The sequence below is a fragment of the Nostoc sp. CALU 546 genome (assembly GCF_048836525.1).
In genome coordinates, this window is the sequence record NZ_JAWJTF010000041.1 from 36,035 (window position 1) to 49,641 (window position 13,607).

8 protein-coding genes are annotated in these 13,607 nt (G+C 43.4%); 7 read left to right on the plus strand and 1 reads right to left on the minus strand.

Annotated elements, in window-relative coordinates; all coding sequences use genetic code 11:
- Nucleotides 1-324 precede the first annotated feature (324 nt).
- The 7 genes from RRG12_RS20485 to RRG12_RS20515 all read left to right on the plus strand — a co-directional run bounded on the left by RRG12_RS20485 (nt 325) and on the right by RRG12_RS20515 (nt 12,558).
- Nucleotides 325-2,991, plus strand: a complete 2,667-nt coding sequence (locus RRG12_RS20485) for a PAS domain S-box protein (protein WP_420760529.1) — start codon at nt 325-327, stop codon at nt 2,989-2,991.
- Nucleotides 2,992-3,165: 174 nt separating this feature from the next.
- Nucleotides 3,166-4,353, plus strand: a complete 1,188-nt coding sequence (locus tag RRG12_RS20490) for a glycosyltransferase family 4 protein (protein ID WP_420760530.1) — start codon at nt 3,166-3,168, stop codon at nt 4,351-4,353.
- 969 nt (nt 4,354-5,322) lie between these two features.
- Nucleotides 5,323-7,860, plus strand: a complete 2,538-nt coding sequence (locus tag RRG12_RS20495; protein WP_420760531.1) for a family 16 glycoside hydrolase — start codon at nt 5,323-5,325, stop codon at nt 7,858-7,860.
- A 41-nt stretch (nt 7,861-7,901) separates the two neighbouring features.
- Entirely contained in the window at nt 7,902-8,186 is a 285-nt protein-coding gene (locus RRG12_RS20500) for a hypothetical protein (RefSeq protein ID WP_420760532.1), read from the plus strand.
- A 56-nt stretch (nt 8,187-8,242) separates the two neighbouring features.
- Nucleotides 8,243-10,195 carry a LysM peptidoglycan-binding domain-containing protein gene (locus RRG12_RS20505; protein ID WP_420760533.1) on the plus strand — a complete coding sequence of 651 codons (1,953 nt, stop codon included), beginning with the start codon at nt 8,243-8,245 and terminating at the stop codon, nt 10,193-10,195.
- Nucleotides 10,196-10,462: 267 nt separating this feature from the next.
- The gene (locus RRG12_RS20510; RefSeq protein ID WP_420760534.1) at nt 10,463-10,924 is read left to right on the plus strand and encodes a hypothetical protein; all 462 of its coding nucleotides are present in this window, start codon (nt 10,463-10,465) and stop codon (nt 10,922-10,924) included.
- Between the two features lie 578 nt (nt 10,925-11,502).
- Entirely contained in the window at nt 11,503-12,558 is a 1,056-nt protein-coding gene (locus tag RRG12_RS20515; RefSeq protein ID WP_176726980.1) for a cyanophycinase, read from the plus strand.
- A 229-nt stretch (nt 12,559-12,787) separates the two neighbouring features.
- On the opposite strand, the gene RRG12_RS20520 is transcribed toward RRG12_RS20515, so the two are convergent.
- The gene (locus RRG12_RS20520) at nt 12,788-13,528 is read right to left on the minus strand and encodes an SDR family oxidoreductase (protein ID WP_069069953.1); all 741 of its coding nucleotides are present in this window, start codon (nt 13,526-13,528) and stop codon (nt 12,788-12,790) included.
- Nucleotides 13,529-13,607: the final 79 nt, after the last annotated feature.

Below are 13,607 nucleotides of genomic sequence, written 5' to 3' on the forward strand. Positions count from 1 at the left end.
TTCAGAATTCAGGAGTTAGGAGTTAGGAGTCAGAATTCAGAATGAATGGGAGTGCAAGTGGCGGATAGTGCAGTGATAGTAAGTACGCGATCGTCTGACTGTGATATCTTATTATTCCCCCACCATAATTTCCCTATTCTGAATTCTGAATTCTGTATTCTTCATCAACATCCGTTAATTTTAAATACACAGGCTGTCAACAGCAGCTTCAAGTGCTTTCAAAAAGCCAGACTGACTCAGTGTTGGCTCAACCATCCTTGAGTGTGCCTCTAGTGCGGGATTTCTAACAGCAAAATATACTTTATTGTAGAAATTCAAAACATCATGAGTCGTAAGCAGGCCCAAGAAAAACTCTCTGAGGCAGAACAAAAGTATCGCACTCTGGTAGAACAAATTCCGGGCGTTGTTTATATTTCACCGATTAATACTACTGCAAAAGTTGCTTATATTAGTCCGCAACTGCAACAATTATTGGGCATTTCTCCCGAAAACTGGAATCCTGATTTCTTGAATAGTTGGTTAGATTACACTCATCCAGACGATCGCGATCGCTATTGCCAAGCTGTAAACGCTACGATCGCTAACGGAGAGCCTTTGAGTATCGAGTATCGAATGATTAGGCGGGATGGCAGAATAATTTGGGTACGAAATCAAGCTAATCTCGTTCTTGATGCCGATGGACAAACTCAGTTACTTCAGGGTTTATTGTTTGATATTAGCGCTCGTAAACAAGTAGAAGCTGCACTGCAAGAGAGCGAAGCGCGTTCTCGTGCCATCCTCGAAGACCAAACGGAACTGATTGCTAGAGGCTTACCAGATGGCACTTTTACCTTTGTTAATGAAGCTTACTGTCGATTTTTTGGACTGGAGCGAGACAAAATTATTGGTCAGCACTACAAACCTGTTGTGTTTGAGGAAGACCAAGAACGTGTGTTTAGTCTGGTAAATTCCATCAGCTTAGAAAATCCCGTTATCACCATTGAAAATCGCGTCGTAGCTTGCCAAGGGGTGCGGTGGACGCAGTGGATTATTCGAGGGATATTTGATGACCAGGGTACGATTGTAGAACTTCAATCTGTTGGACGAGATATTACCGATCGTAAACAGGTAGAACAAGCTCTAAGTGAAAATGAGCAAAAATTCCGGGCGATTTTCAATCAAACCATTCAGTTTATCGGATTGCTTGAGCCGAATGGAATAGTATTAGAAGCGAACCAAACAGCACTGGACTTTGCTGGGATTAGTCGAGAAGAAGTGGTAGGTAAGCCATTTTGGGAAGCAAAATGGTGGACAATTTCTTCAGAGACACAAGAACAATTAAAAACTGCGATCGCATCTGCTGCTAATGGTGAATCGATTCGCTATGAAGTTGACGTTTTAGGTCGAGATTATCAAATTATTACGATTGATTTCTCACTGCGTCCTATACTTGATGAAGCAGGGCGTCTGACACTACTAATTTCTGAGGGACGAGATATTAGTGAATACCAAGCAGCGCTGCGCGAACGCCACAAAGCTGAAGAAGCATTGCGCTCAAGTCAAGACTTTCTACAAAAGGTTGCTAATACCGTACCGCATATTTTATATTTATTTGACCTCTTAAAAGGAACAAGCATTTATCTTAATGAGAAAAGTGTGACAGTTTTAGGCTACTCCCCAGAGGAAATTTGTCAAGCAGATCCGCAGTGGTTCATAAATTGCTTTCATCCAGACGACCGACATCTCTGCTATGACGTACCAAGTCGCTTCGTCAATCTGCAAGACAATGAAGTTCTTTCCACCGAATATCGATTTCGACACAAAAATGGGGATTGGCGTTGGCTGAATACACGAGAAGTTGTATTTGCCAGAGATGCTAACGGTAGTCCGACGCAGATTCTTGGCTCAGTAGAAGACATTAACACTCGCAAACAAGCCGAAGCAATGCTGCGACAACAAGCAGAGGGAGAACGGCTAATTACTGAAGTAACTCAACAGATTCGGCAATCACTGGATTTGGAAGAGGTTCTGAATACAACAGTCAACAGTATTCGCCAGTGTTTGGGTTCAGATTCCGTAGCTATCTACCAGTTAGAATCTGACGGAAGTGGCAATTTTGCGGCGGAGTCATTGGGTGATGACTACCCCCAGAGATTAGAACTGACAATGCATCCATTTTCGCTCAACCGAGATTTTAGCGACTATTACCAGGGATTACCTAAAGTCTTCCATGATATTCAGGAGTCTGATTTTTCAGCCGATCTTTTTAAGTTATTACAACTCTATCAAATTAAGGCTGCTATAATAGTGCCGATTTTGAATGGAGAGCATCTATGGGGTTTACTGATTGCTCACCAGTGTGCCGCACCTCGTTACTGGCAAGCCTTTGAAGTTAATTTGTTGCAACAGTTAGCAAGTCAGGTAGCGATCGCTATTCATCAATCTGTACTCTATCAGCAAGTACAAGCTGCCAATGAAGAACTACAAAGATTAGCTACCCTAGATGGCTTGACTCAAATAGCCAATCGCCGCCGATTTGATGAGTATCTTGAGGGTGAATGGCAGCGACTCAAACGTGAACAACTAGCATTATCTTTAATTTTGTTCGATGTCGATTTTTTTAAACTTTACAATGATACTTATGGTCATTTAGCAGGAGATGATTGTTTGCGGCAATTGGCAAGTGCCCTCAAAAACATTGTTAAGCGTCCAGCCGATTTAGTCGCCCGTTACGGTGGGGAAGAATTTGCTGTGATTCTGCCTAATACAGAGATTCAAGGAGCAATCTATCTAGCTGAAACTATTCGACAAGCAGTCCGCGACTTAGCTATTCCCCATGCTCAGTCTCGTGTGTGCGATCGCATTACCGTAAGTCTAGGCGTTGTCAGCATTGTGCCAAATTGCGAAATTTCGCCGCCAGACTTGATTAATGCAGCAGACAAAGCGCTCTATGTAGCCAAACAGCAAGGGCGCGATCAAGTTCATGCTGTCTGTGACGTCACCCCTTCTTAAAGCCTGAATTGCGAATGGGAGGCTCAATTGTTCAAATTACGAATTACGAATTACCAAAATTACTGTTAAAAAATCTCAAAATTTTAGTAAAAGTACTCACTGCATTCGCCAGACTTGTATTTTTAGGTAAATGTAGTTATTTAGATATTTATAAAGTGTTGGGGAGTGTAGTAAATGAAGATACTCGTACTGAGTTGGGAGTTTCCACCAAGGATTGTTGGGGGAATTGCGCGTCATGTAGCGGAGTTGTACCCGGAACTGGTAAAGCTAGGGCATGAAGTCCATCTAATTACAGCGGAGTTTGGTCAAGCGTCGATGTATGAGGTGGTTGAGGGAGTACACATACATCGCGTGCCAGTTGGACATAGTAACGATTTTTTCCACTGGGTAGTTAATCTCAACTTGAGTATGGGAGATCACGGTGGTAAGTTGATCTTGGAGGAAGGGCCCTTTGATTTAATTCATGCCCATGATTGGTTAGTTGGAGATGCTGCGATCGCTCTCAAGCATAATTTTAAAATACCACTAATTGCCACAATTCACGCTACAGAATACGGACGCTATAACGGTATTCACACAGACATCCAAGGCTATATAAATGGCAAAGAAACCTTGCTCGCTTACAATGCTTGGCGGATTATTGTTTGTAGCGACTATATGCGCCAAGAAGTAGAACGAGCGCTACACAGTCCTTGGGACAAAATCGATGTCATTTATAACGGTATCCGAGCCGAAAAGAAACAGCATCACATCGATTTTCATGCTCTGGATTTTCGCCGCCAATTTGCCACAGACAATGAGAAAATCGTTTACTACCTCGGTCGCATGACCTACGAAAAAGGTGTACCTATATTACTCAATGCTGCACCCAAAATCCTTTCGGAACTGGGAGGCAATGTTAAATTTGTCATCGTCGGTGGTGGCAATACTGACCATCTCAAGCGCCAAGCCTGGGATTTAGGAATTTGGCATCATTGCTATTTTACCGGTTTTCTCTCCGATGATTACTTAGATAAATTTCAAACTGTCGCTGACTGCGCCGTTTTTCCGAGTCTTTACGAACCCTTTGGAATTGTGGCTTTAGAAAGCTTTGCTTCTCGTGTTCCTGTAGTAGTTTCTGATACGGGTGGTTTTCCAGAAGTGGTGCAACATACCAAAACAGGCATTGTGACTTGGGTAAACAATCCCGATTCTTTAGCTTGGGGAATTTTGGAAGTGCTGAAAAATCCAGGATATCGCCAATGGTTGGTGGATAACGCTTATGAGGATTTAGAGCGGCGCTTTAGCTGGCCGAAATTAGCCAAGCAAACTGAAGAAGTGTATCAGCAAGTTGTGCAAGAGCGATCGCAAATCGCCTGGTAGTCCAGAGAATACACTGTTTTATATATAGGGTCTGCTGAATAATTATAAAACGTTGATTTCTCAATGTTTTGGGGCTATTTTTGTAGAAACAGGTGCAAGTAAATTGGGGTATCAGGCTGAAAAATTTTGCATTTCTAATGGATTAGGTCACAAAAAAACACCAAAAATCACGATGAAACTATTGCCTGTTGCCTATTCCCTATTGCCTACCCCAGCCATCAGACTTTTTCAGCAAGCCCTATATAGGACTCATATTTGATTTGGTGAAAAAACTCAGTACAACTAAGAAGCCTTCTTGACTGTAGCAAGATTGCCTATTGCCTGCCTACGCAAATTAGTTCAGAAATCAAAGCGGATTCCTATATAACATCAGGGACAGCTAAATTTAGCTGTCCTTAACTATTACTGAATCGAAGTACATAAACGTCATTTTTTTGAACTTGCATAAATCTTTAATTAAGGGGTGATAGTTTTTCAACGTGCATTGCGTCAGCAAAAAGTGAATAACTAATAACTGATTTAATTCCTTGAGCAGAGTAAATTTAGTGGGGTTACAGATGTGATTTTTTTCAATTACGTCATCATTAAGTAGCTAGGCGCTCCTGATAGGGTAAATAGGAAACAGCGCAATCACAGAAGGATCTGAGAAAGCAGATTACAGCTTATCTGCATAATTATCGTTCTGTCAATTTAAGTCCTCATACCAATTCTTTATGAAGCTGCATAGAATTCGATCCCCCCTAGCCCCCCTTATAAAGGGGGGAATTCAAAGTCCCCCTTTTTAAGGGGGATTTAGGGGGATCAAGATATGTGCAACTTCACATTAAATTGGTATAACTCTCTTGCGGCACTGATTAATAAACAGCCGCATAGTAAACAATCAATCGAAAACTTCAGCCGAATTTAAATGCACAGTAAAAATTGCATTCAAATTTTGTTGAAAACAAATCATGATTAAGGAAAATTGTCATGCCTTTAAATAGACTTTTTGATTCAGGACAGTCCTTGCCAATACCTGATGTGCAAAGAACGACTTTTGCATTAGATGCAGTTGCTCGTTTAGTTTGCAATACTTGGGAAGAAATCCTCGCAGCACAAGCAGGTGGCCAATTTGACGCTGTGGTGATTGGCTCAGGGATGTATGGTGCATACACAGCTACCAAGTTGTTTGAGTTTGGTAAGGACTTACCAAACCAACAACCACGCATTCTAGTTTTGGAATCTGGGCCATTCCTGATCAGCGAACATTTTCAAAATCTGACTCGCGTTGGTAACTTATTTAACTCAGTTTTGGAACCACTGGTTGAGCCAAATTCCCAGGGAAGAAATATCAGCGAACCCTCAAACTATGCCGGTGCTAATAGGCTAAATGACCATCACCGTTGTGTGGGTGGCAAATCGCTGTTTTGGGGCGGCTGGACACCGCGCCTGGTCGAAGAGGATCTCAAACAGTGGCCCGCCGAGGTTGTGGAATATCTGCGGCTCAAAGGGCAGCCCGACGGCTATGAATATGTAGAGCGTGAAATCGGCACTTGGCCCGTCGCCGACTTTATCAATGGTGATCTGTTCGATATTCTCAAAGACCGTGCCAAAAGCGTGTTGAGCAAGGTGCCGTCACTAACAACAGTGCAAGATCCACCGATCGCAGTGCTAGGTCAATCGCCGGGGTCTGGCTTGTTTAGTATGGACAAGTTTAGCAGCTTACCTCTGCTGCTCGATGCCATCCGCGAAGCCAGTGATAAAAATGATGCCAACCGACGGCTGTTTCTCGTGCCCAACGCCGAGGTAATCAAGTTAGAAACTAGTAACGGCGTTGTCACCCAAATTGTGGTGGCTTTAAAAAATCCGTTTGACCCCAATAACAAGAGCCAAGCTCGTGTCGTGCGTCTGGATGTCAAACCCAGCGCTGCGATCGTGCTGGCAGGGAATACCGTTAACTCAACACGTCTGGCTTTAAACTCATTCCCACGCCCCAAAGCTTTGCTGCCGAACTCCGAGTTGATCGGGCGGAACTTGATGGTTCACGTTCGTGGCAACTTCATTTGGAAGATCGCCCGCCCCGCCTTGGGTGTCCCGTCAGAACTGGAAAAAGAGTTGCAGACTGCTGCTCTCCACATCCCAGGCTCAACACAAACAACCAAAGGCCCGGGACAATTCCACTTTCAGTTTTATGCTGCCCCGAATGTATTCACCCCAGCCTTTCCTAATGCCCCCAATAATCCCGAAGAGTTCCTCTACCGGGTAGTGCCGAACATTGAGGAGTTTGAAAAGATTCTCAGCGCTCAAACTACCGGGACGATTGAGAACAAGGTTGTGATCGGCATTCGCACCTGTGGCGAAACATTTGGCGATCGCACAACCCCAATCGGTAATCCTAATAGTAGTTGGATCAGTGTCAATCCCTTCGGCGGTACTGGCGATGATCTGTACTTTGAGAACGGGCGGGAACTGCGCGTACCTAAAGCATTTGTAAACCTAGTAGAAACACCCGCAGACAAACAAGTTCGAGACGCTCAGTCTGAAGCAGCTTTTGCTTTCATTGAGGCGTTGGCTGGTCAACCAAAAGGCAGTGCCACCAAAAAAGACCCCAATGCACCGATTGAGTTCTTTAGCGGTGGGGAAGATGGAATCGGTACCACTTATCACGAATCAGGGACATTGTGGATTGGTAATGACTTCACCACATCGGTAACAGATGTAAATGGTCGTTTCCACCACGTATCTAATGCCTATTGCGTAGATCAGTCTATTTTCACTACCGTTGGTTCAGCAAATCCCGTACCCACAGGGCTAACCCTATCCCGTAAAATTGCTCGCTCAATTATTGAACGCTACTCCCAAGTTCAAACTATTGACGACGAACCAGGTTTTGAAACTCTTTATCAAGGTAACTTCAAGGCTGATGGTTGGGAAATTGCAGCATCAGGTAGCCAAAACTTCTTTGATGTCCCAAATCAGAGTGGTGCTGTGCTTGGTGCAGGTGTTGGTAATAAGAATGTCGCCCTGGGTGTTCTCTGGTTTACTCGGAAAAAATTCCAGAATTTCATCCTGAAGTTGGATTGGAAAGCCTTCGACATCGAAGCCAACTCTGGTATTTTCCTGCGAACACCAGAGCCCAAGGCTCTTGATAATAGCTTCTATAACTCCAGCACCGAAATCCAAATCGATGAGCGTGGTTACGACTTTCTCAATAACGTTTATGGTAGTCCCTTACACAAAACGGGTGCAGTGTATGAAGTTTTCCCCGCTCAAAAATGGGCTGCTAAAGTCTTAAGTCCGCGCAACTCTGGTAATCAAGAATACTGGAACAGCTATGAAATCAGAGTGCAAGGTAATGAGATTGAGGTCAAACTCAATGGTCAATTAGTTAGTAAAGGAGCCTTCTCGGAACTCTTGAGATTTGCCGATCCCAGCGATGGTAAGAAGAAGCGTTCAGAAGGTTTCATTGGCTTCCAGTGCCATACCGAAGTAGTTCAGTTCCGCAACATTCGGATTAAAGAACTGTAATCCCAAACCAAGAGAAAACCAAAATTAGGAGATCAATAACCATGAGTGACAACATTACAGTGCAGCATGACAAACTAATTGCAAAGTGTGTTGAGGTCGCCTCAACAGCTCTCAGTGAGAACGAAGTCATCTTGGAAATCCGTCGAGCGCAGCCAGATTTCGGCAGGAACTACACAGTTGTTTATAAAGTTTATTTGGCAACTTTAGACGCCAGTGGAATAAATCCAACTAACAAACGCTGCGTGGTAGTTGGCATACCCATTTCCGATATCGAATCAGGAAGTTTACAACCGGACAGAAGTTGTGATTTGGTACAAGACCTCTAAAACGCGATCGCTTAGTAAGCACGGAATCGGAATCTTAATTTTTGAAGGAGTAAACAATGCCACTAGACCTCAATTCCAACAAAGAACCTATTGACCAGAACGACCAACAGTATCAAGATGTTCTTGAAGACTTGCAAGGCAACATTCTCAAATCACATGGAAGAGACAACTCTGTACATATTTTCTTAACTTTTCCCAAACCCAAAGACAATCTGGACAGAATCAGATCGCTTAAGCAATGGATTGCTCAACTTGCAAACAAAGATATTATCTCTACCAAGAAGCAGTTAGATGATGCTGTTGCCTGGAGAAATGAAAAATGTGATGCAGGTGTATTTGTCCACTTCTCTTTATCTTCGTCAGGCTACGCAAAACTAGGTTTACCTAATTCTCAACAGCCGAAAAGTCCCAATCTTCAGAATCGAAAAACACCTGACGAAAAACAACTAAATGATGACTATAGTGATGTCTTCCAAGACGGCATGAAGACGCGACAGTATGCACTTCTAGATCCACCAGTTAGCGCTTGGGAAGGAGGATTTCAGAACGAGATTGATGCATTGGTCATCATAGCGGCCAATTGTTTAGAAGAGGTGAAGAAAAAACAATCAGAAATTACTAACCAGCTTCAAAACATTGCTACTATTGCTACTGTTGAGCCAGGACTCGTAATCCGTCGCAAGTTTGAGAATACTGACGACCTTCATGTTGTTGAGCCTTTTGGCTTCACAGATGGTGTCGGTAACCCGCTCTTTTTTCAGAAAGATGTAGTCGAAGAAGAAGGCAATATTGCCAAAAATCTGTTCAGCGCTCGACTCAATCTTGCCCTGGTTCAAGATCCCTTTGGCACTCAAAATGTTAGCTTTGGTAGTTTTCTTGTCTTTCGCAAACTTGAGCAAAATGTTCAAGGATTTAAAAAAGCCGAAGTTGCCTTGGGTAATGCATTGGGCATCTCTCCTCAGCAAGCTGGAGCGATGGCAGTAGGACGTTTTGAAGATGGTACACCACTTGTCCAATCAGAAAAAGACGGGCAAAAAAACCTAAATGACTTTGACTATAGTAATGATGCTGCTGGATTGAAATGTCCATTCCAAGCGCATCTTCGCACAACTAATCCCCGGCTAGAATCGGTGAGTAAAGACGGGCCTTTTGCTAAGAGCCAAGAACAGGAGCTTGGACATCGGATTACACGGCGCGGAGTCACCTATGGTACAGAGATCAGCGACTATAGCAATCTCGATCGACTACCTACAAGTGGTGTTGGGTTGCTATTCATGTGCTACCAATCTGATATTTGGGAACAATTTGAGTTTATTCAGCGGTTCTGGTCTAACAATCCCAGATTCCTTGAACCGGATATGTCCGGGTCGCGCGATGGTGTACCAAATAAAAATTACGACAGAACCGGATTGGATGCAGTTGGCGGTCAAAGCCAACCTGGTCAAAGCGATCCGGTGATTCAAGAAGTGCCACAGCCAGCGCAAAACTGGTTAAAAGAGCGGGATCAACCAACCACAAAATCTGATGTCAAGTTTGCAAACTTCGTAACTCTCAAGGGCGGTGAGTACTTTTTCTCGCCAAGTATCAGTTTTCTGAAGAACTTGCCCAACCTACCTGAAGATTTCACCGCGCCACCACTTCAAGAACCCATACCAAGCAAAACATACGTTGTGCGACAAGGTGACGATTTATCAAAGATAGCTCAGAGAGCTTACGGTGATGAAAGTCTCTTCACGTTAATCTATGAGGCTAATAAAAATGTAATTGGGCCGAACCCTAACTCCCTTTTACTTGGGCAGATACTTTACATTCCAATACTGCCAACAAACAGACCTGAACCTGGGAAAGAATATGTTGTGCTACCAAATGACTATCTCTTTTTGATAGCCCAAAGAGCTTACCGTGATGGCGATAGGTTCAGGGAAATTTACGAGGCTAATCGAGATATGATTGGGCCCGACCTTACCGTACTCCGGCCTGGGCTGCGAATTCGCATTCCGCAATTATAGGGAACAACACCTAAGAGGTTGTTTGAAAAGTGTTTTGCTGTGACTTTAGGCACTTTAGATCCCCCCTAACCCCTTAAAAAGGGGGGAACCGGAATCAAAGTCCCCCTTTTTAAGTAAGGGGGATTTAGGGGGATCTAAAATTTTTGATGCCGACAATAGGACTTTTCAAACATCCTCTAAAGGCTGCGCCAAAGAAGGCGTTGACTTTAGAGATGCGATGAAGATATTAGGTAAATTTCAACAACTTAAACATTGGACACAACAACAATGACAAATCTATCTACCTTACCTTCAACAGAAACCCAAACCAATCGCCACTTGAGACTGATCTCTGACAGCGTGGGTGATTTTTTTACTGCTTGTGCTGTGATGGAGCTTGATTGGCAATATACTTTCTTGGGCGGCAGAAGCGGATTTTATTCTGCATCGCCATTACGCATTTCTGTTACGCCAGCGCATCCCGATCTTGTGGATAATATAAAAGTGAAGCTGGTGGAACCTAATCGCCTTACCGGGGCGTTGCATAAGGAAGAGAATGTTACGCTCGATCGCGAAAATGACAAGTACGTTGGGCAAATCAACTGGGATTCAACAACCAACAATCCCTATCAAGAGTTAAGCGTATTATTTAAAAGCAGCGATCGCGATCGCCTCTCTCCTTCTTTGTTGAAAGACCCAATCAGCAAGCGTTTTAATTTCTTAATTTCGTTGCATAGGGAAGGCGTGTAATTCGGCCTAATGATTGGGAATTAGCCACTATTTTTTGGTTAAGGAAAATTATTTGTTGAGGCAAGCAGTTCTTGAGTAGGGGGAGTTTTTCTTTTTTCTCCTCCTACTTCTCCAGTTGATCCGAACTGTATTCAGAGTTACCTTTTTGGTTTTCAATTTTGGATTTCATCTGGTCGAAATTATAGCGGTTATCGCTACAAGCGATCGTAGGGCACAGCATTGCTGTGCCCTCACCGTGTATTGTGATGTATTGCTTCCATTGGAGAAGCGCTATAAAGGACACAAGCAATATGGAGATTTTCGCAGAGTAGTGCAGATAATTCATGATTACTCTGGGTTATGGCGTTAAAAAACAGTACAAGCCCTGTACGCTGGAAATTCTACCCTCTCTAGTGCCAGAGTTAAGCTAATGCGCGTCTAAATTGCATAATTTTCGTTAAGACTGTCATTTGTCATTGAGCATGGGTCATTGGATAACTGATAAATGACTAATGACAAAGGACAAATTTCACGAATAAATAAGCAACTAAAATGCGTCACAGCCTAGCAATAATTGCAGTTTGCTCTAGAAGTTTAGTATGACAAAGGCATTCCCAAGCATAGCAAGGCGCTTGAAAAGTACAGGAATCAAGTTGTTGAAAATGGGAACCTTCCTAATAACCCGTTTTATTGCAAGCTGGAAACGCTACTTCCTGGGTGACACTGTTGATGTCCGCCCCTCCCCCTCTCCCTCTCCTTCATCTGATGTCCGTCCCTCTTTAGGGGGGCCAGTCCTAAGCTTAGGTGGAGGGGGCCCCGATGTCGATGATGCTATCCAGTGGATGATTAACCAAGTTCGGGGAAGTAGCAATTCCAGTACTAAAGTTAATGTTGTAGTTCTCCGCACTAATGGTAATCACGATTACAATCGGCTAATTTCTGCTATGAAGGGTGTAAATTCTGTGGAAACTCTTCTGATTCGCAACAGACAAGAAGCAAACAAAGCCGAGATTTTTGAAAAAGTCAGAAACGCTGATGTGATTTTCTTTGCTGGCGGCGACCAATGTCAATACATCCGCAACTGGAAGGATACCAAGCTTGAGGCTGCTGTTAAGTCAGTTTACCTTAAGGGAGGTGGTGTTGGTGGCACCAGTGCGGGTGCGATGATCCAAAGTGATTGTGTTTATGATGCTTGCGCTTCTTCTGAAAAAGGCATTGAAACTAGAGATGCACTCGAAGATCCCTACCGAGACATTACTTTTACTTACAACTTTTTCAATTGGAGTAATTTGAAGGGAACTATCGTAGATACACACTTCGACAGGCGAGAAAGAATGGGTCGAATTATGGCTTTCATTGCCCGTCAAATTAAGGATGGTGTGTCTAGCAGTGTTTTAGGCATAGCAGTTAGTGAAAGTACATCGGTTCTTGTAGATAAAAACGGTTTGGTGAAAGTTATGGGTAGGGGTGCAGCGTATTTTGTACTTGGCAATCATCAACCGGAAGTCTGTGAACCCCGAACGCCTTTAACCTTTTCCAATTACAAAATTTGGAAAGTTCGTAGTGGCGACACCTTTAACTTGAGAAACAGACCAACCTCTGGGTATTATCTCAGGAGTGTTAAGAGGGGACGGATTGATTCAAATCCTTATTGAAGTTGGGAATTGGGCATGGGGCATGGGGCATGGGGCATGGGGCATGGGGCATTGGGCATGGGGCATTGGGCATGGGGCATGGGGCATGGGGCATTGGGCATGGGGCATAAAGAGTAAGATTTGAACTTTTATCTTCAGAGGCTCAACGTTTAAGTTTTAACTCTCCCTTTTCCTACCCAATGCCCAATTCCCAATGCCCAATGCCCAATTCCCAATTCCTCTCTACTTTCTACCAGGGAACCACGCCATTCTCATCAAAAAACCCTCCGCTAGAACCATCATCAGGTAAAGTAGCAAGTTTCACTGCTGCGATCGCTCCTTGCTCAACAGTGCGATACCCTTGGTATTGATTAATGTCTGTTGCTGTGAAACCAGGGTCAGCAGCATTAACTTTAATCGGGGTATCCTTAAGTTCAGCAGCCAACAAAACTGTGATCGCATTCACTGCTGTTTTTGATGAGTTATATGCAATCAGCTTAAAATGAACGAACTCATAATTAGGATCAGAGTTTTGAGTCAGAGAACCTAAACCACTTGATAAATTCACTATTCGCCCTGCTGTTGACTTTTTTAAAAGTGGCAGCAGGGCTTTTGTAACTGCAAACACTCCAAATACATTGGTTTCATAAGTTTGTCGCAGTGTTTCAATATCAACTTGACTAGGTGGAAGGCGATCGCTATCAAGCAATATCCCAGCATTGTTTACCAGGATGTCAAGTTTTCCGAATTCGCTCTCGATTTGTTTACTCACAGAATCGATTGTTTTTTGGTCGATGACATCAAGTTGAACTGATCGAGCATCGATCTGGTTTAAACGAAGTTTATTCGCCGCTTCTTCACCACGTCCTATATCTCTTGAACCAACAAGAACAGTAGCACCTCTAGAACCTAATTGGCGTGCAATCTCATGCCCGATACCTTTGTTTGCACCTGTGATCAGCGCAACTTTGCCTTTTAAATCTTCTGACATATTTTGATAAACACTGACAAACGTTACTATCTTTAAGCAACTCTAGTGTATAAATAGTATGTATCAACACAAGATTTAA